Consider the following 23,724-nt stretch of genomic DNA (forward strand, 5'->3'; position numbering starts at 1 on the left):
ATTACTCTGAGAGAGGTACGTATTTTGAAGAGATAGGGGTTATATTTGCCGGGGGTCTTTAGGGATTCCCTTTTCTATTGACTAAAATATAATAATCTGGTATATTTAAGACAACGAAAAGATATGTCAGGAGGAGCTAAAATGAATTGTGTAGATGGGTTACGTAGTGGCGGGATTGGGTATACCGCGAAGGAGGTATGTGAGCGATTGGGGGTAAAAATTTATATTTTAAATCGCTATATTCGCATGTTGAAAGAAAAGGGATATCCAGTAAGCGCTTCGGGTACACAGTTCCGATTTTACTCTGAGGACTTGGTTCGTTGCTTACATGGATTGATTGTGTTAGACGAACATGGAATGGATTTAGAGGTTGCAGTTAATACAATCATGGATAAGGGTACAGTAGGTTCAGAGTTGATAGATAGGCTTTCAGAGGAATTGAAAGGTATGTATGTTTTGGACGCTGCTTCGAAATTGTTAGGTGTAGATGCTAGTGAGTTAACTTTGTTCTCTAGGTGTTTACAGAGTGAAGGGTATGAATTTAAAAGAAACAATAAACGTTACCGAATTTACACGGAGAAAGATTTTGATGTACTTAGAAAAGGGTTTGCAATGAACAGAAACGGATGGGCTTTCACAGATATTGCAAACTGGTTAATGAAAGAGTGTCCATATGGGGATATGACCAAAATGTACACAGAAATTGTAGCGTCCGAAAAGTTGGGAGCAAGTAAAGTTTTAGTAAAGGCGTGTATCCGTAAGTTAGAAGAGGAAGGAAAACGATATACGGTAGTTAGTAAGGGGAAAGTTGCGTTAAACGACGATGATATTGCTGAGATTGAAAAAGAAATAGAAAAAGAGAAGAAGGTTTGTGAAGTATCTAAGGGTTTACTTACATCTAATGAGGCTACGGCTATATTGGGGTTTGGTGATAGATACTTAATTAATAAGTACGCATCAGCTTTAGAAGAGGAAGGATATATTTTTTGCAAAAACATACGAGGGTATAGATTTTACACGGAAAAGGATGTGGATTTACTCGCCGAGTTATCTACAAAGGTAGGACGTAATGTTCCATTGATTACGATTGCAAAGATGTTGATAAATCCACAATCTTTAACAGAAACTGAAAAACTGGATGCAAACAGAATAGAGAAGTCTGTATATAAACTATTGGATGTTGTTGATTTGATGGGAGTAAAACGCCCTAACATTGTACGTTATGTAAATTATCTGGAGGATGAGGGGTATAACGTACAAAAAGATAGTAAAGGTCGTCGAGTATATGATGATGAGTTAGTCCAGTTATTAGTAGATATGCAGAAGTTACATATAGATGGTGTACAGGTTAAGAAAGCAGCTAAACAGGTGATGATGGATAAAATTGAGAAGGAGTAAAGTGGTATGGTTGCAGCACTTGGTTACGAGTCAGATAAAACATATACGTCAAGAGAAGCAGCAGACCTTTTAGGGTTTGATAGGTTTAGTGAGACGAATCGCTACGCACGACTATTGGAGTCCGTGGGGTATGTGATACGTACAAACAGTCTTGGGCGTAGGTTATATACAGAAAAAGACATAGCGTTCATATCTGAAATTCGGAAGTACTCATATACACGGGTGCGGTTAGATGTGATAGCAAAATATATTATTGACCCAGATATGTTAAGTGAAGATGAGTTACTGGATATTAAACTCGCTTTTCAAACTACACATAAGATAAAGGATATTGCGGATAGGTTAGGGATACCGTTTCCTAATGTGGTTCGGTATGCTAATTATCTTGAAGAAGAAGGGTATGTTGTGCAGAGGGATAGGAACGGAAGACGGATGTATACAGATGAGTTGGTTAACTTACTTACGAAAATGCAGGGAGAGCATCTCGGCGGGTTAGAGGTTAAGCAAGCGGCTAAATTAATTGTAACTAAACATAAAGAGGAGGATTTAAATGGCTAATTCATTAAAATTTGGTTGTAAGGTCGATGACGGTTGGAGTCGTTTGGCGCAGCTAAAAAATCTCATGAATGTAGACGGACAAGTTGCTTTAAGGTATGCGAAAGTGTTTGAGAGTTTAGGTCGTGAAATCAATCGGGATGACAGAGGGCTTCGAATCTATTCTGATGAAGAGGTACAGTCTATTTTAAAATTAAGGGAGTGCGAAAGACGAGGGGAAAATTTACTGGTGGCTGCTCAGAGAATCCTTAAGGAGTCAAAAGGTGAGACAGTATTGGTAGATATGGATTATAGCAGATACAGTAGGTTAACGGTGGCGGAAAGATTGGGAACTAGTGTACATACGGTTGCAAATCATACTAAAACACTAGAGAAAAAGGGGTATAAGTTTACATTGGTGAACGGAAGAAACAGAGTATACTCTGAAAAAGATATTAATATTATCCAGAAGATGATGACATATAACGATGAGGGTATGAGGTTAGTTGATGCTGCAGAAAAGGTAGTGGCGGAGCTTAACGAGGTTAGGGTTGTAAAGAATACAGGTGAAAAAACGTATCGACTGCGTGTAGTAGCGGATATGCTCGGATACGATAAAGACGATATACTTCGCTATATGATTGCCCTTGAAAGAGGAGGGTATACGGTTGCTAGAAATGAGCAAGGTATTCGACTGTATACGGCTGAAACAATAGCGGCAGTTCGGAAATTGAGGGGATTAATAGAATCTGGAGTACGTGCAGGTGCGGCTGTAAATATAATATTGAGTGATAACAAGAGGTGTTCATAATGGGGGAGGTGTTATTTAAACTAAAGGATGCGTGTCGTATGGTAAAGATAGAGGATGTACAGTTTCGTGATTACATTCGGTTACTGGAGAAGCATGGGTATGTTGTACAAAGGTTAGGGAACGGGCATAGAATTTACACAAGTAAGGATATTGAAGCAGTAAGGAAGATGGTTGAGTATGCTGAGTTAGGTATTCCATTATATACAACTGCAAAGAATATTATGGGGATAGAAGATGAAGATACTGAAATCATTTCCATACTTACAGACCCAAATAAAAAACTATTCCGATTAAAGGATGCTGCAGAAAAGATTGGTGTAGATAGTCGTGTGTTCCGAGATTGTGTGACGTATTTGGAGGTTGAGGGTCATCAATTACATAGAATCGTAGCGGGTATGAGGTTATATTCTGAGGAAGATATAGAATTGGTGCGTAAGATGTGTAGGAAAATTGGTGAGGATAAGGCAGTTTTACTGACTGGTACGGATTCCGATAATGAACCAAACACATATTATTTACAGGAAGCTTCGATTAAGTCCGGAATCCTCGGGCATACATTTAGGAAGTATATGAACTTACTAGATGAGCAAGGGTATAGGGTATCAAAAACAAAGAAAGGGACTCGGGTTTATACGGATAAGGATATTGATATAGCTAAACAGATTAAAGAGTTAAACAAAAGCGGTGTGTTGTTGTTTGATGCAGTGAAAAAGGTTCTGGGAGCATAGGAGTATGCTCCTTTTACGTATTTAACTATTGACCAAAATATAAATAAATGGTATATTAAATGTAACAAAACAAACGGTAAACGAAAGGAATGGTTATAATGAATAAAGTAGAATTAATGTTAAGAGGTTATGTAATGATGTTGGAAGATGAGGATGTAAGAGTTAAACTTAGTAAATCAACTTTCGGATTAAATGAATTATACGGAGTAGGGTTTAAAGCTAGTTATATTGAAGACGAAAACAAAATTGCTGTATACAAAATGGAAAACGATGCTTGGGAAATGGTAGGTAGTACAAGATTGGTTGATTAATTGAAGATGCAAAGGTGAAGTAAGAGGGTTTACATAAGCCCTCTTTTTTGTTTACAATTAATTTATTGACTAAAATATAATAAATTGGTATATTATAAGAAACAAAAGGATAGAAAGAGGGAATTAAGATGGTAAACGAAGTGTCAGTGAGACCAAACTTAATCGGTTTGAGTTATATAAATGGAGATTGTAAAGGGATTACATTGCCACATACAGACCCTAAAAAGGTTGCAGTGTTGGAATGTAATTCAAAGACAGGGGCGTATAGCCGGGCTTCGTTTAGAGTGTGGGTTGCGGTTGAGAATCTTATTCATGACGGCAGACTTTCGGTCGATGAATACAATAAAGAACTAACAGATGAAGTTAAAAAGGGAAGAATGGATAACGTTGCAAAGGTTTACGAGGAAGTAATTCCTTATTTAAATACACAGTCGGAACAGGAATATTATCGTAAAGAAATTAAGGAAATAAGGGAAGGAAAGAAAACATTCTTTTAGCTGAATAAAAGGGTATAAAAGTTGAATTAAGGGAACTAAAAAGAAGATAGATTGCAGGTATGCGATAAGGACTTCCAACCGTGTGAAGTCCTTTTTTGTTACAATTTTTATATACGTAAATTACGATATAAATAGGAGTAAGAGAGGGGAAAAACTATGGGCGCATTTTTATGGATAGTGGCGTTTGCCGTCATTTCAGTAGCTTTGATACTTGTTTGTAGAATCATATTTCTAGGTTCAGAGGTAACAAACAGCAAGGTTAATGAAGATGGAGGTAAAAAGGGTTTAGACCTGAGTAAAGAGGGTGAAGGAGAAGTAAAGAGGGCGGCGGTATGGGCTAACGGTAATGAAAAGACGTATCTAAACAGAAAACGTAGTCCTAACAGAAATAAAGCAGCGTCACGTACAAACAGAAAACGCAGTTCTTCTAATGATTCCGATGTAGGTTACAGTCCAACGCCTGTGTACACGTATGATGACGATGATTCTGGACGTTGTGGTCGAAGTTGGGGTGGTTCTGAAAGCTCTGGAGGTCACGGCGGAAGCCCCGGGGGTGGGCATGATACTGGCGGCTCTGACAGCGGAGATTCCGGCGGTGGGGCTTGCGATTAAAACGTAATAAAGGTTTGATAAGGTCTGCTAACATATGGCAGACCTTATTTGTTAGTATAAGTGGTGTACAGTACACTATTGCATAGGTGAGTGGTAATGAGTGTAGGCAATATGTAAGGGTAATTGCAGTAGTGTACACGTACAGGTGGGTATGGATTGAGTTGTGAGTCAGGTTCAGACATAGAACAACTGTATTTCCCATATCAATAACTACTGGTGTATCGATTCGGATGCGTACCTACCTGTATGTGTTATTATGAGGTAAAGAAAGGGTGAGTGTAGAATGATTGGACAGACATTAATTGTAGTGGGAGATGTAGTAGGGGAAGATGTGCTTGCTGATGTGCTAAAAGGAGCAGGGAAGTCTGTAACAGAGTTGGTAAGTGGTATTAACTTTATCCATACGGATGATTATAAAGATAAACATGAAGATGTGTATGACGTGGTAGGTAGAGACCCTAAAGAGCTTGATGGGGTGTTAGGAGCCCTTTGTATTGGTGTCGATAGTGGAGATTCTTTTTTAGTTGTTGGCTATACTCGAGAGGATAGTAGATGTATATTAAAAACAATCCTACGTAGACGGGCGACAGTCAATAAAGGTCTTTTGGTTATTGTTGAAGCGACGGAGAAAAGGCTAAGACAAGCCAAAGAGATGCTTGGTAGCAAAGGGATAGAATTAGGTAAAGATGTATCGGTATTTGTCACCGTCAGTGCGTTCACAGGGGCGCAGGGGTTACGTAATTTACATAGGGATTGCAAGTATGTAGGTTGGACAGAACTTATGGACGTGTTAGATGTCGTTGTATATGAAGATGCAGAAGAAGATGAACCTACAGAATTATATAAAGTCGTTCACGAAAATGGGTCATATACGGTAGATGACTGGAAGCAGGGGGATGAGGAAGATGTCAGAGATTAAAAAGCCAGTCGTTGTGGTTGGTAAAATGAGTGGGGCTGAGGTAGCTTCACAGTTAATAAGAGGAATAAAGAATGTCACAAAAGCCTTAGAACGTGTAGGCGGTTACTATTTCTTAGGAGAAACAAATCCGGCTATTGAGCGTAAGGATAAGAAAGTGAGAACAGAGTTAGCAGAGCTTGCTCGTTCTGGTAAATCCATTTTGATTGTTGGGGATAAAGGAAGCGGAAAATCAGAATTACTTACATATCTAATCCGATGCAAAGCAAAATCCGATAAAGGGTTACTGGTCATGGACGGAATTAACAACGATACATTGTGGGAAGCAGACGGATTGTTAGCTCAAAACTATATCCGATTAAATGAAGATATGGAAGTATTGGCAACCTATGAGGGATTTCATGCAGATACGGTGTTTACTGATATTCTAAATGAGAGCGAGAGCGCATTTGGGTTGCTTGAAAATATTGATATCGTGGTTAAAGTTGATGAGGGTGTCATTACAAACATGTTTGAGAATCGAAAGGAAGAAGGTTCGGCGCTTAGAGTGTTAGTACCTGTGGACGGTGCGGATGAGCTTGAGTACGATAAGGTGAAGCAAGACCATAAGGCAATGGAAGTGATATGGGATGAAATTAGCGATGGTAATGGGATTTACATTGTAGGTGGGGATAAAAACGGCAGGTTCGGTCTTATGCGAGAGTTGCTTGAAGTTAAGGGCAGTGAGTTCATGACTCTGTTAGGGGATGAAAGTAACTTAACAAGGATTAAATCATGGGAACTGGGAGAAGTAAAGCCTTACACTATACCAGATAGTCCACAGGATACTATGTGGCTGATGGCAGCTTTAAATATGGCTGAATCTAGAATGTCGTTCCTAGAGGTAGATGAAAGAATGGCAAACCCTATGGTGGAGTCTTGGAGTCGAGGTGAGAAGGGCTTCGCAACGAATGCTGCTACAACCGCTAAGGAAGCTATGGCGAGTTTAGTGGATATGTTATCCGGTGGGGATGAGTCATTGCGGGACGTTAAAGCCAATGGGGTTATAGGTCGTATCGGTGCAGTCGTTGTACTTAAAGGTAAAAAGGTCGTAGAGGTGTGGACACCTTATATGTCGTCGGATGGAAAAGTTATAATGGATGATATGTACAAAGCTTAGAGGGCTGTGAGGGTTTCACAGCTCTTTTACCGCTTTAACTATTGACTAAAATATAATAAAATGGTATAGTAAAAGTAGAAAATAACTAAATAAACAACAGGGGGTTTTAATCATGACAGTAAAGACAACAAAAGAAGTCGTAGATATGTTAAAAGGGTTCATTGCTGATGGAAACCGACTGGCGTTGGCAATATATAGTCGTGAGGAACGATATGAAATTGTAAAAGAGCTAGTGAATTGGTTAAGTCAAACAAAGCAAATTGAATTGATTGGGTTCGGGGATAAATACAATGAATTAAAAGAAAACAGCAAGGTTAATGTATACAGTCACTACAGTGATGAGTGGTACGGGATTATCGATGAAATCAATAGTAAGCCTGATGTAGTTGAGTATCTTGTTCATGATGGTTACAACGAAGGTGGACTGCATGCAACACTTGATTATTTAGCTGAGGGAGAGGCAGGGTTTATTGCAGATGGGATTTCTGTTGGTACAAAGGATATTTTACTGCCTACAATTGCGGGTAAATACTTAGATAACTACGGTATTGATAAAGTGGGTGCAAACATCGAAAAGGCTGTGGGGCAGGTAGTTGCAAAGGCTATTGATAAAGTCGTTGTCATCTACGAGGGTGAAGTGACAGTGTACGATATGAGTAAGCGTGAAGGTCTTACATTGGTAAAATAAATGATAAGAGTTGTAGTTGTTTTGCAACTCCTTTTTGTTATAGTAGGTATAGAAGTTCAAAACATATTTTGGGGGTAGGAAAATGAATAATATGGTAAATGAAGATAAGTGGGTTGTTGTAACAGGGGAAACACCATCTAACCGTATATTTAAAGAGGTAGCTGCGGGGTTACAGGGGTTTTCGGATAATAAACAGGTACTGGATGGGGATTCTGCTCCAAAAGATACGAGAGTATATAAAGATGAAGAGCAACGCAAGTCATTGGATGCTATAGCACGTAGAGGGGGTAGTGTACTAATTATAGGCGGGGCGAATAGTGGAAAGACGACATTACTATCTCGACTGGTTCGGAATAGAGCGGAAGCTGTCGGGGGTCTTATCGTAATTGATAGTGTGACGAAAGAGTATGTAAAAGAAGCCATCGATGTGGTAGAAGATAAGGGGTGGGAAGTTGGTACGAACACAGCAGCATTTGCAACGGTTACTAGTATCGATGTAAACAAAGGGTTTGATACATTTTCGGAGTATTGGAATGCTTGCGGTAAGGAGAAAGTGAATTTCGATGCCGTAGTCTATGTAAACGGTAGTGAAATTAAAGGGATATATAAAGAGGAAGAAAATAAAGAAAATGGCGGATTATTGTTAGTAGAAATATAAAACAAAAAGGAGGTAAAGGAAGATGGGGGAGAAAACAAAAGTAAAGAAGATAGTTATCTCGGCGGGTGAGTTATCCGCAAAAGATGTGTTTACAGAGTACTTATCTGGGTTACCAGATGTAGGTGAGGTAGCTCAGCAACTTACAGGGATTGAGTTCTCTGGGTTAGGTACAAGTGATTACGTAACTGATGAAGAGTATAAAGATGAGGAGCTGCGCTTAGGTTTAGAAAGGCTTGTGTATTTAGGTAGGTCAGTCTTAATTGTAGGGGATACACAAAGCGGGAAAACTACGTTACTGAAGCGTTTAATTCGTCAAAAGGCAGCTACAGAGACAGGGTTGGCTGTTATCGATGAGGTTAAAGCAAACTGTGTGGAAGAGGTAAGTAAGGAGATACAAAATAGGGGGTTAGAGGTATACGAAGATATAAGTATTCTAGCTACACTACACGGAAGTAATGCAAATTTTGGACTTGCACAATTTACGCAGTATTGGGAGACATATAGCCAAAAAGAATCAATTGTAGGTAAGAAAAATCCAATTGATATAGTTGCGTTTATGGAGGATAACAGTATAATTGGGTTGTTTGGTGTGAGGAAGAATGATAGAGGGGAAGATATACTTATAGTTCTAGATAATGAGAATACTAAAGTAAGTTCGGGGTTAGATACTATAGTAGATAAGGCAATAGCTACATTAAAAGAGCTTGTATATAGTGGAAATCGAGTTTTGTTATCGGTATACAATGTTCCTGAACGTCAGGATATACTAAAAGGGCTGGTGTATGGACTTAGCCGGAACGGTAAAGTAGATATTGTGGGGTACGAACCTTCGTTTAAAGAGTTTGAAATCAATAGAAATATAAATGTACATAGTTATTGGGGCAATGATTGGAAGGAGTTCCTTGGAAAGTTAAATAATGACTCAGAAGGTAAGGGTTTCGTTATACATGATGGGTATAGAGATAGATGTGTTCATGAAACACTGGATTATTTAGCTAAAGGTAATATGGGTGTAATTGGGGATGACCTGTCTCACTGTGCTGAGGACAATCTTCTGTCTTTTGTGGCAAGTCAATATATTAGCGGTATTGGAGAGTGTACACCTCCTTTATCTGAGGACGTAGTTGTCTGCAATATTTTAGATAAAGCATTCGATAAAGTGCTAGTAGTTAATAAGCGTGATGTGACTGTGTATGATATGGCTAAACGTGACGGTACTAAATTAGTAAAATAAGAGTTGATAAGGACTGGGGACTTTTCTCAGTCCTTTTTTGATATAGTAACAGTACATAAAGAAGCGGAAAAAGAGAGGGGCAAGGAAGATGTCAGAGATTGTACGAGAAGGGGATAAAAAGGGAATTGTAGTTGTAGCGGGTGGTGGTATGCCTGTTGCGGCGCTACGTGAGGTAATTGCTGAGGTTTCGGAGCAGATTAAAGATGAAATTCAAATTGTAGAAGATGGGATTCGTGAAGCAGAGGATTGGATGTTCTTTGAAACCGAAGAGGATAAACGAACTATCGCATGGTTAGAGGATAATGTACGTAGAGGTAAGTCTGTGGTCATTGTAGGCGAAGAACGTAGTGGAAAGGTACATTTACTTAAAAGGTTACTAAGGCAGCGTGAGCGTACGGATAAGGGCTTCACGCTTGTAGAGGATGTAACACCTGACTCGCTGAAGGAAATGAAAGAGGAATTAGAAGAACAGCAGCTGATTATCGGTAAGGCTGTGGGATTCTTGGGTACAATTAATTCTCAAAATGTAAACGCAGCACTAAGTAATATGTGGTGGTCATGTTCTGGGGAACGCCATGACATGTCTTACAGCAATTTGTTTATGGATACGATTGATATTGCAGTAATGGTAGATAAGGGGTCGATTGTTGGAGTATTTCATGTAAGGATGCTTGGCGGTAACTGGGCAGCAAAAGACATTCCTGGACTACCAGATGTGGTGGATGTAGTTCCGCATCCAGTGCAAGACCCAGATGCTTTGAGTTTAATAAAGAGTTTTGTACAAGCAAGAAAGAGCGTGGTTATTGTAGGAGAAGGCTCGGCAAAGTTCGGGTTCATGAACAAGCTATTTACCTATATACCTGCAAGTGAAAGGGTAACAATCTGGGATAACGGCGATGTACTTTCGTCACTTAGTGAGGCAGTGTATACACCTAATTTTGATGAATACACAATAAAGGGGAACAGGTTAGAGATACGAGACAAAGTGACGGATTCCTGTATGCCAAAACAACGTACGGTGTTTGGAGAGTTGGATGAACGAACAACGAGTGCGGCTATTCTAGCTTGGTCGATTGGCTTAGGTATATACAAGGGGGTTGCGCTGCTTTCGGGGTCTATGTCCGGACAAGAGGCTATTCAACGAATAGAGGAATTAACGGGGCATACGGAAGAAGGAAGCCAATCAAATAACCTGCTAACGTATGCGGTAGACCTCATTGTGGTTATGGATGGGGATAAGATTATAGAGGTTTCGGAAGTATTGCTTACAAATAAGAAAGACGGGGCGTTAAAGGTAGACCAGTTATATGTGGCACAAGAGTAAAGGGGCTGAGTAAGTCCCTTTTTATTTATGTGGATTCGCATCGGCGGGATACATCTTGGTATAGTAAAAGGAAAAGGTCAGAAGGAAGGGAAACGTATGGAGCATAAAGAGGATTTACAGCAAGTACAGGGTGCGGTTAAAGAGGGGAAATCGGTTCTAGTTATAGGGTCTAAAGGAAGTGGAAAAACAGTGTTAGTAAAGGGTTTGTTGGAGGAAATTCCGGTAGATAAACAAACCATTCTTGTAGGGAAAGAGAAGGATTGGCAAGGGGTAACGGGTAATGTTGGAGTAAGTTTTAGAAGCAGCGAGGATGGGGCAGCTTATGGGGAAGCAATGAAAGAAATATTAGACAGACCACGGGGAACTACGCAGTTTGTTTTTGATGATATGAACACACGAGGGGTGTATTTCGCAGTCCAGTCGTGGGAGTTTGAAGTACCGGGAATCGGTGTGTTAACAGTGGAAGATGGAACTATAGAGTCGGCAATAAAGAAGATGGTAGATGCCCATGCGGACGTGCTAGGGACTGATGTTTATAATCATTATGAAAGCATACAGGGGCAGATGTGTAAGGTGATTGACCTGATGGTGCTTATGGACTCTAATACAAAAGGAATCTATAAAATTGTAAATCCTACGCAGTTGTAAAATGTAGATTACGATAAGAATGTGGATTTACTTCGTGGTGGTTTTTGGTAAAGTAAACGTATAAAGAGGTAACAGCAAGGAGATGGATTGTATGTTTGATTTAAATAAAGATAAAATAGTGGAGACGTTAGCTACGTTCGGTGGCAATGCTGCAGCGATTGAGTCTATAAAAGAAGCAGTAAGCAAAGGGAAGACAGTGGTTATTGTTAGCGAGACTCATGTTGATAAAACAGTTATGTTAAGAGAGTTGATTCACGCTATACCGAACGAAAAGAAGGTCACTGTAGTAGCTTCTGAGAGGGAGTTCCGTGCAGATGTGCCTGATAAAAAGGTAATTGATTGGGAAGGAACTGATTTACCGAAGGTGATGGCTGATGTGAGAATCGAGTTAAAACCTCATTATGGTGAAGAAAGAAACATGGTATTAGTTTGGGATGCTATGGAAGGTGCTGCGGTTAGGTACAACGTAAGTGCTTGGTCAGAAGGTCTTCAGGGGTTGGCAACAGTTACAAGTAAAAGTGTAGATAAAGCGATTGAGTTACTTGCAACTTACTACATAGGTGGATTTGTCAGCAAGGAAAACCAAGAATACAAAGATGTGGTTAGACAAATCTGCAACGGTGTTGATTTATTTGTTTCTTTAGATGATGACATGGTCATTCGTGAGATTTCGAAGTTTGATATCTCAGATGAGGAGCCAGTGAAAAGGACTTTATTGAGTTCACATCGACCGGAGGTAAGTGAATACGACAAAGCGTTTAAAGTTATTGAGAAAGCGGCTAAAAAGGGAGATACAATCCTTATTGTAGGTTGTGAAGGTGAAGATACCTCGGGTTTGTTTAAAGAGGTCGTGTGTATCTTAACGGATAATAAACCAACATATTTATATAAAGATGCAGATGCTATGGGGAGATACCTAAAGGATGTTGATTCTGGTCTTCTTGCGCCTATCAGTGAAGGGTCTGCTGTAGCTGTTGAGGGTATGAGTGATATTGGTATGGTATTTGCGATGAATGTCTGGGGAAATGGGTATCAAGGGTTAGGATTACTTCACTTTCTAGACGGTGTATGCGCTGATGCGTTAGAGTCATTTATACGCAACTACATGAAAGTAAAAGGGTTAGATGCTGAGGATTATAAGGCAACTCGAAAAGAGGTTTGCGACACAATCGATATCGTTGTAATGGTAAATGGTTCGGGTGAAATTGAGGAAATATCAAAACCTAATGCAGTGCCAATAGGTGATGGGGCGAAGCGAGAGGTTATCTATTATCATCCTAACTCAGAGTATGCAGAATACTTGAAGTGGGAGGAAAATAAAAACATCGAAGAACCAGAGGTAAAACACAGCCTAGATAAAGAAAAGGTTATGGAGCGCTTATCGATGGAACTGGAGGCACTTAAGGTTAAGACAAAACAGAGTGAACTGGAAGGAAGACCGCAGTTGGCGTTCGTAACGGATGCGCTAGCTAATGAGTATAAACGGTTAATGGAGCTGTTTGAATCGGACGAATATCGAGTAAAATAAGAGGCTGATAAGGACTGTAAACAATTTACAGTCCTTTTTTGTTAGATTGAAAGAGTAAGTGTTATAGAAAGTAACATAAGAATTAGACGAATAAAAGGAAGGATGATTACGGGTGAATGAAAACAAAGAAGTACTCGATTTAATAGGAAGATTAATAGAAGATGGTAAACGGTTATTGATTCTTGCTCAGGGGCATGAGTTACGTGAGGAACTGACGGGAGAGGTTGCACATTCTTTACGTAAAGATAAGGATGTAAAGTTAATCGGGTTTACTGAACAGCATACAGATTTGCATGATGCTGATGGTGTTGAGTATTTCGGTCATTTTACCGATGGTTGTAAGGCGTTCTTAGGGAATATAGAGGGTAACGTAACTCCGGATTCCAATGAGTTTCTTATTTTAGATAACTATTCATCCAGCGGTACTAAGGAAGTACTTGATTACTTAGCAAAAGGAAACCCGGGACTTATTACAGGGATAGATATAGGATTTCATAGGGAAAGACTGGCGATACAGGATATCGTAGGTCGGTATGTACTTCCTGATGATTATGAAAATGCAGGTAAAAACGTAGGTGATGTAGTAGACGAAGTTATTTCTAAAGCGCTTGATGTTGTGCTGTTTGTTGGGAGAAATACAGAGGTAAAGATGTATGAAATGGATAACTGGGACAAGGAGAGGAATAAACTTGTACCTACGGATTTAGATAAGAATATCCGATACTGTATCGGAGACGACTACGAAAGAAAGTCAAATGAGTATATAAAAAGAGCGGATATTGTAAACGTACTTACCGAGCAGCTAGATGAGGTAATTTCTAAATCGAATCAAAGTGAAGATGTCGTAAAAGAAGAGTACAAAAAATTAATAGAGTTATTCAAATACGATGTATCTGGTGTGGTGAAGTAGGTAGTTGATAAGGACTATAGATTGTTTACAGTCCTTTTTTGTTAAAGTAGAAAATAAGGATATACAAATATAAAAGAGAGAAGGAAGATAACATGGAAGCAAACAAGCACCGAGGGTTAGAGGTTATAAATATGCTAGAGGGTTACATTCGTGACGGGAAAACGGTTTTAATTGCGGGGAATATCGCTTCCGGTAAAACAACGTTCCTTAAGGAGTTATCTTGTTTTATCGGTAAAGAAGACAGAGCTGCTGTCATTGGGTATAAACCGGATTTACAGGATATTGAGCGTGAGAATGTTGTGGTTTGGGATAGAAATGAGTTCGAAGATACCGAGGCGCTTATCGACACTGTAGAGGAGTATGACCCAACACGTTTAGTATTTGATGAGGTGCGAGGTGGCGATGTAGCGCCTGTACTTAACATTTGGGCTTCAGAAGGAAAAGGACTAGGTACAATGATTGCGGCTAGTACAGATATGGTAAAGAGTTACTTAGTTCATAACTATATGGATGCTACGTTGGATACCGCTCCTGATGCAATCGAGAAAGTGGCAAATACAATTGATGTGGTGGTTATGATGGATTATCGAAGCCGAATGGTGTCTGAGGTGTTTTTAGTTGATAAAACGGTAAAACATGAAGTTGCATTAAAGCGTGTATACAACAACTGGGCGTAATAACAAATCTAATAGAAATGGGGTCGGTTTGTATGTTTAAAGAATTACAGCCAGAGGCGTTGGCAAGATTAAACGGGTATGTACAAGCAGGGAAAACGGTTATTATCACTGGAGAAACAGGTACGTATAAGACTACATTATTTAAAGAGCTGCTTAAGGCTATTGGGGATAGTAAAAATGTAATCGTAATTGCGCCTATGCCTGAAGAATTTGAGGGGAGCAATTCGGATTATTTAATGATTTGGAACGAGAAGAGGTACGGTTCTTCGGGTGAGACAAGTAAAGTAGCTGCTAAATATAACCCGGACATTGTAGGGCATGATGGTTTACGCTCTGACGGGCTATCTGAGGCAGTTCATCTGTGGTTAGTAGGTAATTACGGGTTAGCGACAATAACGGCGAGTAATGCAGAAGTTTGCTTACGTACAATGGCAACGATTGTAGCGGATGACTTTGGTGTATCTATTGAAAAAGGAAATCAAGCGGTCGTGGATGCGGCAGATGTTGTCGTAGAGATGGGCAAAATCGGAACGGATACACGTATTGTAGGTATCTACGAGGTCGATAAAGGGGTTAAAGAAGATATCATATTAAAGCAAGTGTACGATAAAGAAAGCTATTTGAACCGCCCTGTAGGTGAAAGTCGTGAAGGTGTATTCAACAATATTATGGAAGCGGCAATTAAAGGTAATCAAAATCTTATTGTAAGTGGTGAGCCGGGAAGTGGGAAGGTACATCATACGCAACCTAACGCTGTAGGTTCGGGTAAAGGTGTAATGTTAGACATGTTTGTACAGGGTTTAGAGGATGCTAAAGATTCCCCTTATGGTGAGAACCGAGAACTTACGGAAACTGAGGTTGTGGATGATGGGAAGGGCGGACTAGATTTTAAAACGTCAAAACTCAAATAATCGTTGATTTGATAAGGACTCTGGAGTTGTCAGAGTCCTTATTTGTTATATTAAAAATATACAGATTACTGCGAAAAGAAGACAGAAAAGCTAGGTGTACATGGGTAAAAAGAAAGGCGATGATTTAAAAGGAGGCTAGGTGTTATGGGTATGCCTGTTATGTTACAAGAAGAGAACGTTCATGACTATACTTCGGTAGGTGTGTTAAAAAGCATTGTAGAGTCGAATGAGTTTAAGCGTGAGACAAGTCATCGTGACGGGTTACTGGTAAAGGATGTACAAATGGTCTATATTTCGGGTTGGACGGTACTGGGTAGCTATTACAGCCCGCAAATAGGTGGTTATAAAGTAGAGCTTGTCATAAACGTATTTAGTGTGGCATTATCTAACCATAAGGTAATTAAAGTAACGATTCCGATACATCCACCTGCGTATTGGAGACAGGAAGAAGTGTCTGATAGAGTGTATGGTTTCCTACGTGAAATGCATAAATGCGGTTGTGATGTACGGGTAGGAGGGTATCATGTTGTGTTTGGTGAAGGAAAAGCAGTAGATGTCATCGACTACTCGGTTAAAGAACATATGGTTAGTAAACTACTTTATGATGAGGAAAAATTCGAGGTTATTGAAGATAGAATCTTGTTTAACTCTCGGGTATTAGATGGGTACAAAAAACGTGCGTGGGATGTAGAGAAGGTTAATGGGTACTATGTTTACAGATTCCAGTTACGTTCTGGTAAATACCTCGGAATCACTTGTGGAGGCGCTTGGATTGGTCGTTCGGGTGATGGGGCAGGTAAAATGAAGATGATTTATGATTTAACGAAAATGGGTATGTCTGAAGCAAGGCAGGAAGTGAAGAAGGCGTATCAACATAAGTACATTTCAGATATGATGCTGTGGTTTATCGATTTTGCAGATATGCGTAAGAAGATGCCAACGCAACAGCTTGTGTATTTGAGTGACCATATGGAGTAGGGTTTAGGGATTGGTGGGTTTACCCACCTTTTCTCGGTTAAATTAACGACTAAAATATAATAATGCAGTATAGTCAGATAAAGTCAAATAAGAAAGAAGAGGGTATGGTTATGGAAATGAGTAAAAAGACGAAATCAAAGGTGATTGGGGCTACAGTGACGGTAGTATTGTTACTGGTTATAGGTGTTTTATCTGTGTTTTTATATAATATAATGATTGAAAGCGATAAAAAAGAAGAGGTAAAGGTCGGGCAGGCTAGGGAAAACGTAAAGATAGCTGAGGAACTGGTTGCAAAAGAGTTTAATAAAGATAAAAAATACTTTAGACTGGCGACAGCGGAAGCGGTTGGGGTGTATTTGTACGATAATACGGACTATCCTTGGGTTGATGGGGATTTAAAAGCTGTGGTAAAATTTGATGATTCTGAGTATACAGTGCGGTTTAAAACAAAGGAAGTAAAGTCGGAGTATAAAGATGTGGAGCTGCATGAACCGGTTGAGGTAAGTAAAGTGTTGAAGAGATAGAGGAGTGTATGTATGAGTATAGAACAGATGTGTACGTACCTGGCGGCTTGTTTCGTTATTACGTCGGGTGTGGTATTGGTTATGTGGTTTGCAGTGTTTGTGTTGAGAACCAAGTTTGGAAGTAAGAAAGAACTAACGAATACAGATTACGATAGAATGATTAAATATCTGAACAAACATAAGGTTAAAGAGTGCGGAGTAAACTTTACGGATGACGAGTTGCAGCTACATAATGAGGATATAGGAGTAACGAGAAAAGTAGCTAGAAAATCCTTATTTGGTACGTACACAGAAGAATATACAAAGGTGAAGGGGCTTATTAAGTAAGCCCTTTTTATTGTATAAAAAGATAAATTATTGAATAAAATATAATAAATTGGTATATTGATAGTAAGTAAGCGATAAGAGATATGAAAGGGTTGACCTAAATGATGTTATGGGGCGTTGAGAAGGTAGAAGGATGGCATTTTTCACAAAAATGGAATTACTATCAGAAAACTGAGGGAAGAGCAGTGGCTTATATACAGAGGTATATCGGATTTTACTGTTTACAGGTATATGAGAGAGGATTCTTAGGTGTATGTGATATCGAATATCAAACCGAGAATTTCCAAGAAGCTGTAGGTAAGGCTTTAGACTTCTTAAATGAATATAAGGATAGAGATAAACATGCTATGGCTAAAGACTACTGGAGTCCCCATAATAGAGAGGGTTATTGGCAAACAAAATATAAAAGGTAAGGAAGATTCATTGTGAAATATATGTATGTAGTAATCCTGATAAGTGCGTACGATGAAAACGTTGAATTACTCAATACTAACGTAGTTGCAAAAGATAAAGGCAATGCACTGAGGCAAATAATTCAAAAATTTCCCGCTGAGGTTGAAAAATGTGGAGGAATACAGATTTATCAAGATGGTGACTTTTCGTATACTTGATATAAAAGTGAGTGATTTTAAGCAGGATGTAGCGGTGCGGTTAAAGGTGGTTAAATAAGAGACAGCGGGGAGTCTATGCTCCTCTCTTTTTTGCACAATATTGACTAAAATATAATAAAGTGGTATACTAAAGATAGATAAAAGAAAGGATGTAGTGGATATGAGAAATTATTTACTAACCTATGTACAGAACGGTCATGCAAAATACGAATGGTTTGAAACAGTAAATGAGATGCAGGATTTTATTGATGTGACACCTATTGACCGTATATTCGAGTCCTTGAAAATTGAAGGCTCTACAGAAGTGGAAGTTAATTTTATCAAGAAAGATAATAAGGACTAAATAGTGTGTAAGACACTACGAAAAACGAAACAAAGGGGGATAATCTATGAGTAAGAAGCCATTGTTTTTCATCTACCAAAACGGGTTTAGACAGATTTCGTTACCGCCTAAACAAGAAGGGTATAGAAATTTTGAAACTATCAATATAACTTCATGTACGGACGGCTGCTTAGTGACTGTAGATGGGGATATGGAAGAAGCAGCAGATAAGTTAAATGAGTTTATAAATCACCCTGTCGTTAATATCTACTGCGATACAAACAGCATTAGTGAGGGTGATGTATTTTTAGGGGCTAAGGTGCAAAAAAGTAGCTATAACGGGGAACTTATCTATTTAAACTACTAAGGAAGTATCTTAGTAGTTTACTTTACAATTTTAATTTAGTAGAAAAGGAGCGTTTGTTATGAATCTTAAAAATCCTAACAACTATGCAAATATCAAACAAAAAATGAAAAATAAAGAGCAAAGACAGAAAGGGAAAGAATACATTTTCAAGAGTAAGAAAACAAAAAAGAAAAAATAGGGGTGTAGCAAATGTGGGATGTGGTTTTTATTGATAGGAACAATATAGAGCATACAGGGATTGTTTACGATGAAACTAAAGCAGGTGCAACACTTAAATGTTTTGAGTTGTTTAATTGTGCCATTATAAAATCACTCATCAAAGTGGGTTAATATTGGTGTGAAATGAGGGATAAAAGGTGAATACTGAGGTACAAATTTTAGTAGAAAAGACAAAGGAAGTTTTCCCGAAGGCTTATGTAAATAGTAGCAACGAATTAATATTCGACCCTAGAAATAATCTGTATTTCAGATTAGAAGATGTAGAAAATCGTTTGGATTTCATCTGCAAGATGTTCGCGTGGTTATCGAGACCGATTAGTAAAAGCTTAAGCGAATATAAATCTAGAGAAGTTCTAAAAAGATTCAATCATATGTTAGGGACAAGCTTCACAAAGGCTGAAATGTTAGTGATTTACAACTACTTAGGGAACGATGCAAATAGAAAGTTATGTGTGAGGTTTATTGAGTCTAATTACGATTTGTCGTTGATGGAAGAAAGGTAAATAAACAAATGAAATAGGGGAAGGGGGGTTTGTAGATGAGTTGTATTAACATACTCAGGGAAGATATACTAACAATCCACAGAATAGAAGATACAGATGTCCGGGAAATCGGGGATGTAATTGAGTACCTTGGGGATACATTCCTTGTGTACTCTATTACAGATGTGTCAGTTAGAGCTGTGAAGGTTGTTGATAAAAGAACTAAGAAATAATGTGGGAATCAAACAAAGTAGGTATTAGGTAGAGTATAAGGAGGCGAGTCTTATGTCATTAGAGGTTAGTGGCGTTGATTGTGTTATGAGCAGTGAACGCATTTTAAAGCTTGTCGTGGATGCTTCAAAACAAGATATGTCAATCTATCATGACGGGGAATTCACCTACGCCAGTAACGATACAACGGGTGAAACAATTGTTATTGAAAAAGGAACATTGACTATAAAATTTGTAGATTCGGGTGAGACTGTTGATAAATAGGATAGTTGAAGATGGTGCAAAGTGTCCAACCTGCAAGTTAAATCATCTAACAGTGTATATGAATGATGTTGGGGAACGGTTATCTGAGTGTTCCCACTGTGGTCATTACGTTGCAGATGTAATGCCGAGAGTAGGCAATAAATTAAATGTATATGTGGGACATGCGAACAGTTTTAATTACGTAGATGAATTGTATAAGCCAGTAAAGGGTAGCAGTATGTATACGGAGAATAATGTGGTGTTGCCGCATGAGGAATCGGATAAACCATTTGACTCTAGGGAGTTTTTAAAGACCTGTGATGTATTTATTGCTGAGGTTTCATATGCAGCGACTGGTCTGGGTATAGAGTTGTGTTGGGCAGATATGTTTGGAGTTCCTATTGTATGTGTGTATAAAAAAGGCAGTAAAGTGTCAGGCTCTATAGGAGTACTAACAGAAAGCTTTGTTGAGTATGACTCTGAAGAGGATATGGTACGTAAGATAGAGAATGTTATAGCGATGTATAAAAAAGAAGGTGTTGAAAACGGCAAACTCAAAAGAGCATCTAATGAGAATGGTGAAAACCTGCAAGGATAAGGTTAAAGAAATGAAAGATGTATGTAAGAAATTTGATACCGACTACAATAGACGATTACTTACATATTGGGAAACAAGGATGGTCGGTTACCAAAACGAACTTGACCGAATCGAGGAACGGGAACATGAAAGAGAAATGGGATACTTAGATACGTAAGTTTGCAGATGAGTGACAGTAGAGGGTGTGCGAACACTCTCTTTTTCGCATACTATTGACTAAAATATAATAAACTGGTATACTAAAGGTAGAAAGTTAAGCAAACGAATTTGAAAATAACCTTAGGAGGGGTAGTAATGAATACATTGCCTGAAATCGTTTCAAATATCTTAGGTTTGTTTGGGGTTGCATTTGTATCTTTAATACTTACTGTGGTGTATGCGTTTTTTAAAGTGAAATAGTTTTTAGTTACGTGTAAATGTTGACTAAAATATAATAAACTGGTATAAATTTAAATAAAATTTGATACTATAAAACTAATAAATAGGGGTGCTACTATGAAAGGCTTTACGGTAATCTGCAATTCTTGTGGGAACACTGTAAATTTAGATAAAGAGATTAATAAACGACATAACCTAAAAGAAGGGTTGTCGGTCATGATTCATTCCAATGTAGAGTGTTTGTTTCGATGTTGGGAGTGCGAAGAATCAGCGCTACTAAACGATAAGGAGCAAGAAGAAAAGTCGGAGGGGTGTAAATAATGAAGCAGCCTAAAATTAAAATATTTGGAGAAGAGCATAAGGTCGTGGGTATCTCTTTTGATGCAAAGACCGGGGTAATAGATAAAATCACATATCAAGTCAAATTACACCAGAACAGGTCAGTGTTCAGAAGCGATACGGTCATTTCTGAAACGTTAACAAGAGACGTACCTATTACAGAGCCTACAGTTGTACCGTTTCAAGACTACATATATGCTCCGGACTTAGAATCGCTTCTCGTAGAGTAAGAATAGACTGAGTTATTTGAGTGATTGACTGTCGGTAGTTGGTCGCACGGAGATATATAAAATAAGGAGGTGCATATAGATGCTTAGTTTATTGCTTGGGTTAGGTTGTTTATTAGAAGACAATAAGTTGTTGAAGATTTTGGGTACGTTTCTTAGTTTATTTAGTGCTGCAGGTATCTGGTTAGGGGTGAAGTAATGGATGGGAGGGTGTATTCCCTCCTTGTATTGTGTTTTCAGAATTGAGAATGTACAAAACCAGTAGATGAGGTGTTGCTTGTGAGAACGGAAGAAAAGATAAATGAAGAATTAGCAAGTTGCAAAGCGAAGAGAGACTTTTGGAAAGTTAGGTTTTCTAATTTAGTAGTGGAAGAGTTTGATGGTCAGCGTAGGGGGTACGAGGATAACTATCGAATTTGGGATGAGAGGGTTAAGACATTAGAGTATGTTCTTGGTTTACGTGATGTTCTATAAAATGGCGATAGGAGGGTGTTTATGCGCCGTAATTGGGTGTTTAGGTTGATTGTGGTACTTATCCCTTTACTGCTTGTCGGTGAGGTTATTAACTATACCCATGTGACGACAGTAAAGGGTCGGGTGGTCGATAAGTATACGAAATTGGATAAGGAGCAAGAGAAAGACGACTTCTTCATTGTTGTAAAGAAGGATAATGGTGTGGAACAGGTGGTTCAGAATAGCGATAGTGTACTTATGTTTAAGTTCGATTCGGCAGACGTGCAGGCTGCGGTACATAAAGGGAAAGACTACGAATTTAAACTGAGAGGTTATAGGATTCCAGTATTGTCATTGTTCCCTAATGTAGCTACGGTTAAAGGGTTATAGTAAACGAAGTAGGGGGGAGTTTTAGGTGAACGAAAAATTAAAAGGAACAATTCGAGCGCTACAGGAGATTAAAGATACGGGTGAAACAATTGTATTTAACGGTGATGTAAGTGCGGTCACAGCTGCCTTGGATGCCATAGGGTATAAATACACGGAAACAGCTAAAAACTCTTCAAATACGTGGATTGCAATTAGATAAATTACCCGGTTAGAGGTGGGATGGTTTTGGAAAGGACAGTCGAGTATCTAAACAGGTTAGCACAGGAACTATACCAAAAGTACTGGGGTTTAGACCTAGATATCCCTGTTGTAATTAATCCTAGAATGAGAAAATGGTCAGCAAGATACAACAAACAGTATGTATTTGATACCAGAAACAATGTGGTAGGTATAGCGGGTAAGAATATAGAACTTAGTAAGTTTTTAGTTGAAAATTATACTGATGCAGGTGTAGTGGATTCGTTAAAACATGAGTTATGTCATCATTCATGTCTAAGTAGAGGCAAACCATATACGGACGGTGCGAAATATTTTGAATCTGAGTTAAAACGCATAGATGCATGTTCACATTTACATACAAGCGAAGAGATTATAAAAAGAGGGCATGTGAGGAGGGGAGTCTAAAGACTCTCTTCTTTTTTATTCAAACTGTTGACTAAAATATAATAAAATGGTATATTTAAGTCAGTTAGAACAACCATAACATTTAGGAGGAACACATTATGATTACAACTGAAAAAATAGAAGGTATTAAAACATCGGAGACTGTTTCAGATATATTTAAAGTTAAACGAATTGGTGATGGTGTGTTTACGATTGTTGGGTTCAATTACGGGGAAGAAGAAACGAAGATGGAGAAAGGGACTGCTTCGGAAGTTGCTGAATTTATAAACAGCTACTTTGGGTTAAGAAAGTAATAAACGGGGGCGATTAGCTCCTTTATTTATCGAAAAACATTGACTAAAATATAATAATTTGGTATACTAAATACAACTTAAATCGGAGGTCGATGTAATGAACGGGTTTCTTTGGCAAGATGCACACGATGGTGAAAGGTGTAAGTATTGTGGAAGTAGATACAATGTAAGGGTACTCGTATATCGTGGGAGAAAGGCGCAGGCAGGTGTATGTACCAAGTGTGGGGATGAAGAGGTAACGGCTGCTAGCTTATATAAAAATAAGGTAAACAAGAAGCAGTATGTATAAGGAACTGCTTCTTTCTGCTATATGAAAATATGGAGGGGTTCAATTATGAAACAACGGTGGAGAAAAACAAAGATAAAAATGAAGCCTTGGCTTTGCGATGGTTGTGGGTCTTTTACAAAAGTAGAAAAGGATTACGAACCGAAAATGTGCTGTAACGGGTATGAGTGTGGTTGTTTTGGAATGCCTATAGAGCCTGTCTTCTGTGATTCGTGTGAAGAGAAGTTCTTTGGGACTCCAAAGGGTTAAATGTCTGTATAAATAAAAACAGAGACGGTAGCATCTGCT

General features: G+C 38.7%; 39 protein-coding genes. All 39 read left to right on the forward strand.

Features of this window, described 5'->3' with window-relative positions:
- Nucleotides 1-141: 141 nt before the first annotated feature.
- Entirely contained in the window at nt 142-1,398 is a 1,257-nt protein-coding gene (locus ACYFX0_RS18935) for a MerR family transcriptional regulator (protein ID WP_460271345.1), read from the forward strand.
- Between the two features lie 6 nt (nt 1,399-1,404).
- Entirely contained in the window at nt 1,405-1,956 is a 552-nt protein-coding gene (locus tag ACYFX0_RS18940; RefSeq protein WP_440028083.1) for a helix-turn-helix domain-containing protein, read from the forward strand.
- Nucleotides 1,949-2,743, forward strand: coding sequence for a MerR family transcriptional regulator (locus ACYFX0_RS18945; protein WP_460271347.1), 795 nt, complete (start codon nt 1,949-1,951; stop codon nt 2,741-2,743). The genes ACYFX0_RS18940 and ACYFX0_RS18945 overlap by 8 nt, the downstream gene beginning before the upstream one ends.
- A complete protein-coding gene (locus ACYFX0_RS18950) occupies nt 2,743-3,471 on the forward strand; it encodes a MerR family transcriptional regulator (protein ID WP_460271348.1) in 729 nt (242 codons plus the stop codon). The genes ACYFX0_RS18945 and ACYFX0_RS18950 overlap by 1 nt, the downstream gene beginning before the upstream one ends.
- A gap of 134 nt (nt 3,472-3,605) precedes the next feature.
- Nucleotides 3,606-3,782: a hypothetical protein gene (locus tag ACYFX0_RS18955; protein WP_460271350.1), complete on the forward strand. Its 177-nt coding sequence runs from the start codon at nt 3,606-3,608 to the stop codon at nt 3,780-3,782.
- Nucleotides 3,783-3,910: 128 nt separating this feature from the next.
- Complete coding sequence (locus ACYFX0_RS18960) at nt 3,911-4,279, forward strand: hypothetical protein (protein ID WP_460271352.1); 369 nt, start codon at nt 3,911-3,913, stop codon at nt 4,277-4,279.
- 177 nt (nt 4,280-4,456) lie between these two features.
- A complete protein-coding gene (locus ACYFX0_RS18965) occupies nt 4,457-4,891 on the forward strand; it encodes a hypothetical protein (RefSeq protein WP_460271354.1) in 435 nt (144 codons plus the stop codon).
- 283 nt (nt 4,892-5,174) lie between these two features.
- Complete coding sequence (locus ACYFX0_RS18970; RefSeq protein ID WP_460271356.1) at nt 5,175-5,810, forward strand: hypothetical protein; 636 nt, start codon at nt 5,175-5,177, stop codon at nt 5,808-5,810.
- Complete coding sequence (locus tag ACYFX0_RS18975; protein WP_460271358.1) at nt 5,797-6,966, forward strand: hypothetical protein; 1,170 nt, start codon at nt 5,797-5,799, stop codon at nt 6,964-6,966. Before ACYFX0_RS18970 ends, ACYFX0_RS18975 begins: the two co-directional genes overlap by 14 nt.
- Before the next feature lie 112 nt (nt 6,967-7,078).
- Entirely contained in the window at nt 7,079-7,654 is a 576-nt protein-coding gene (locus ACYFX0_RS18980; protein WP_460271360.1) for a hypothetical protein, read from the forward strand.
- A gap of 82 nt (nt 7,655-7,736) precedes the next feature.
- Nucleotides 7,737-8,312, forward strand: a complete 576-nt coding sequence (locus ACYFX0_RS18985) for a hypothetical protein (protein WP_460271362.1) — start codon at nt 7,737-7,739, stop codon at nt 8,310-8,312.
- A gap of 22 nt (nt 8,313-8,334) precedes the next feature.
- Entirely contained in the window at nt 8,335-9,546 is a 1,212-nt protein-coding gene (locus ACYFX0_RS18990; protein ID WP_460271364.1) for a hypothetical protein, read from the forward strand.
- Nucleotides 9,547-9,634: 88 nt separating this feature from the next.
- Nucleotides 9,635-10,870 (forward strand): P-loop NTPase family protein, encoded by a 1,236-nt coding sequence (locus ACYFX0_RS18995; protein ID WP_460271366.1) that lies wholly within the window; start codon nt 9,635-9,637, stop codon nt 10,868-10,870.
- A gap of 96 nt (nt 10,871-10,966) precedes the next feature.
- On the forward strand, nt 10,967-11,518 hold the full coding sequence (locus ACYFX0_RS19000) for an ATP-binding cassette domain-containing protein (protein ID WP_460271368.1): 552 nt from the start codon (nt 10,967-10,969) through the stop codon (nt 11,516-11,518).
- 91 nt (nt 11,519-11,609) lie between these two features.
- Nucleotides 11,610-13,046, forward strand: a complete 1,437-nt coding sequence (locus ACYFX0_RS19005; protein ID WP_460271370.1) for a hypothetical protein — start codon at nt 11,610-11,612, stop codon at nt 13,044-13,046.
- A 112-nt stretch (nt 13,047-13,158) separates the two neighbouring features.
- Nucleotides 13,159-13,956: a hypothetical protein gene (locus ACYFX0_RS19010; RefSeq protein ID WP_460271372.1), complete on the forward strand. Its 798-nt coding sequence runs from the start codon at nt 13,159-13,161 to the stop codon at nt 13,954-13,956.
- 92 nt (nt 13,957-14,048) lie between these two features.
- Nucleotides 14,049-14,633, forward strand: a complete 585-nt coding sequence (locus ACYFX0_RS19015; protein ID WP_460271374.1) for a P-loop NTPase family protein — start codon at nt 14,049-14,051, stop codon at nt 14,631-14,633.
- A 32-nt stretch (nt 14,634-14,665) separates the two neighbouring features.
- Nucleotides 14,666-15,544: a P-loop NTPase family protein gene (locus tag ACYFX0_RS19020; protein ID WP_460271376.1), complete on the forward strand. Its 879-nt coding sequence runs from the start codon at nt 14,666-14,668 to the stop codon at nt 15,542-15,544.
- Between the two features lie 144 nt (nt 15,545-15,688).
- Entirely contained in the window at nt 15,689-16,522 is an 834-nt protein-coding gene (locus ACYFX0_RS19025) for a hypothetical protein (RefSeq protein WP_460271377.1), read from the forward strand.
- 110 nt (nt 16,523-16,632) lie between these two features.
- Nucleotides 16,633-17,046, forward strand: coding sequence for a hypothetical protein (locus tag ACYFX0_RS19030; RefSeq protein ID WP_460271379.1), 414 nt, complete (start codon nt 16,633-16,635; stop codon nt 17,044-17,046).
- A 12-nt stretch (nt 17,047-17,058) separates the two neighbouring features.
- Nucleotides 17,059-17,373 carry a hypothetical protein gene (locus tag ACYFX0_RS19035; RefSeq protein WP_460271380.1) on the forward strand — a complete coding sequence of 105 codons (315 nt, stop codon included), beginning with the start codon at nt 17,059-17,061 and terminating at the stop codon, nt 17,371-17,373.
- 101 nt (nt 17,374-17,474) lie between these two features.
- Entirely contained in the window at nt 17,475-17,786 is a 312-nt protein-coding gene (locus ACYFX0_RS19040; RefSeq protein ID WP_460271382.1) for a hypothetical protein, read from the forward strand.
- A 358-nt stretch (nt 17,787-18,144) separates the two neighbouring features.
- Nucleotides 18,145-18,327 carry a hypothetical protein gene (locus ACYFX0_RS19045; RefSeq protein WP_460271384.1) on the forward strand — a complete coding sequence of 61 codons (183 nt, stop codon included), beginning with the start codon at nt 18,145-18,147 and terminating at the stop codon, nt 18,325-18,327.
- 46 nt (nt 18,328-18,373) lie between these two features.
- Nucleotides 18,374-18,673 (forward strand): hypothetical protein, encoded by a 300-nt coding sequence (locus ACYFX0_RS19050; protein WP_460271386.1) that lies wholly within the window; start codon nt 18,374-18,376, stop codon nt 18,671-18,673.
- Nucleotides 18,674-18,862: 189 nt separating this feature from the next.
- On the forward strand, nt 18,863-19,003 hold the full coding sequence (locus tag ACYFX0_RS19055) for a hypothetical protein (RefSeq protein WP_221660367.1): 141 nt from the start codon (nt 18,863-18,865) through the stop codon (nt 19,001-19,003).
- 26 nt (nt 19,004-19,029) lie between these two features.
- Nucleotides 19,030-19,395, forward strand: a complete 366-nt coding sequence (locus ACYFX0_RS19060; protein ID WP_460271389.1) for a hypothetical protein — start codon at nt 19,030-19,032, stop codon at nt 19,393-19,395.
- Between the two features lie 35 nt (nt 19,396-19,430).
- Entirely contained in the window at nt 19,431-19,607 is a 177-nt protein-coding gene (locus ACYFX0_RS19065; protein ID WP_221660369.1) for a hypothetical protein, read from the forward strand.
- A 52-nt stretch (nt 19,608-19,659) separates the two neighbouring features.
- A complete protein-coding gene (locus ACYFX0_RS19070) occupies nt 19,660-19,869 on the forward strand; it encodes a hypothetical protein (RefSeq protein WP_460271391.1) in 210 nt (69 codons plus the stop codon).
- Nucleotides 19,859-20,446, forward strand: a complete 588-nt coding sequence (locus tag ACYFX0_RS19075) for a hypothetical protein (protein WP_460271393.1) — start codon at nt 19,859-19,861, stop codon at nt 20,444-20,446. Before ACYFX0_RS19070 ends, ACYFX0_RS19075 begins: the two co-directional genes overlap by 11 nt.
- Before the next feature lie 10 nt (nt 20,447-20,456).
- Nucleotides 20,457-20,603 (forward strand): hypothetical protein, encoded by a 147-nt coding sequence (locus ACYFX0_RS19080; RefSeq protein ID WP_460271395.1) that lies wholly within the window; start codon nt 20,457-20,459, stop codon nt 20,601-20,603.
- Nucleotides 20,604-20,941: 338 nt separating this feature from the next.
- The gene (locus tag ACYFX0_RS19085) at nt 20,942-21,145 is read left to right on the forward strand and encodes a hypothetical protein (RefSeq protein ID WP_460271397.1); all 204 of its coding nucleotides are present in this window, start codon (nt 20,942-20,944) and stop codon (nt 21,143-21,145) included.
- Nucleotides 21,145-21,393: a hypothetical protein gene (locus tag ACYFX0_RS19090; protein ID WP_460271399.1), complete on the forward strand. Its 249-nt coding sequence runs from the start codon at nt 21,145-21,147 to the stop codon at nt 21,391-21,393. Before ACYFX0_RS19085 ends, ACYFX0_RS19090 begins: the two co-directional genes overlap by 1 nt.
- A gap of 276 nt (nt 21,394-21,669) precedes the next feature.
- Nucleotides 21,670-21,864 carry a hypothetical protein gene (locus ACYFX0_RS19095; protein ID WP_460271401.1) on the forward strand — a complete coding sequence of 65 codons (195 nt, stop codon included), beginning with the start codon at nt 21,670-21,672 and terminating at the stop codon, nt 21,862-21,864.
- Nucleotides 21,865-21,885: 21 nt separating this feature from the next.
- Nucleotides 21,886-22,233 (forward strand): DUF1523 family protein, encoded by a 348-nt coding sequence (locus ACYFX0_RS19100; RefSeq protein ID WP_460271403.1) that lies wholly within the window; start codon nt 21,886-21,888, stop codon nt 22,231-22,233.
- A 25-nt stretch (nt 22,234-22,258) separates the two neighbouring features.
- Nucleotides 22,259-22,432: a hypothetical protein gene (locus ACYFX0_RS19105; protein ID WP_460271405.1), complete on the forward strand. Its 174-nt coding sequence runs from the start codon at nt 22,259-22,261 to the stop codon at nt 22,430-22,432.
- Nucleotides 22,433-22,458: 26 nt separating this feature from the next.
- A complete protein-coding gene (locus ACYFX0_RS19110; RefSeq protein WP_460271406.1) occupies nt 22,459-22,857 on the forward strand; it encodes a SprT family zinc-dependent metalloprotease in 399 nt (132 codons plus the stop codon).
- Between the two features lie 98 nt (nt 22,858-22,955).
- Nucleotides 22,956-23,150 carry a hypothetical protein gene (locus ACYFX0_RS19115; protein WP_460271408.1) on the forward strand — a complete coding sequence of 65 codons (195 nt, stop codon included), beginning with the start codon at nt 22,956-22,958 and terminating at the stop codon, nt 23,148-23,150.
- A gap of 97 nt (nt 23,151-23,247) precedes the next feature.
- The gene (locus ACYFX0_RS19120) at nt 23,248-23,439 is read left to right on the forward strand and encodes a hypothetical protein (protein WP_460271410.1); all 192 of its coding nucleotides are present in this window, start codon (nt 23,248-23,250) and stop codon (nt 23,437-23,439) included.
- 45 nt (nt 23,440-23,484) lie between these two features.
- On the forward strand, nt 23,485-23,685 hold the full coding sequence (locus ACYFX0_RS19125) for a hypothetical protein (RefSeq protein ID WP_460271412.1): 201 nt from the start codon (nt 23,485-23,487) through the stop codon (nt 23,683-23,685).
- Nucleotides 23,686-23,724: the final 39 nt, after the last annotated feature.

This window comes from Bacillus sp. NEAU-Y102 (genome assembly GCF_054788175.1).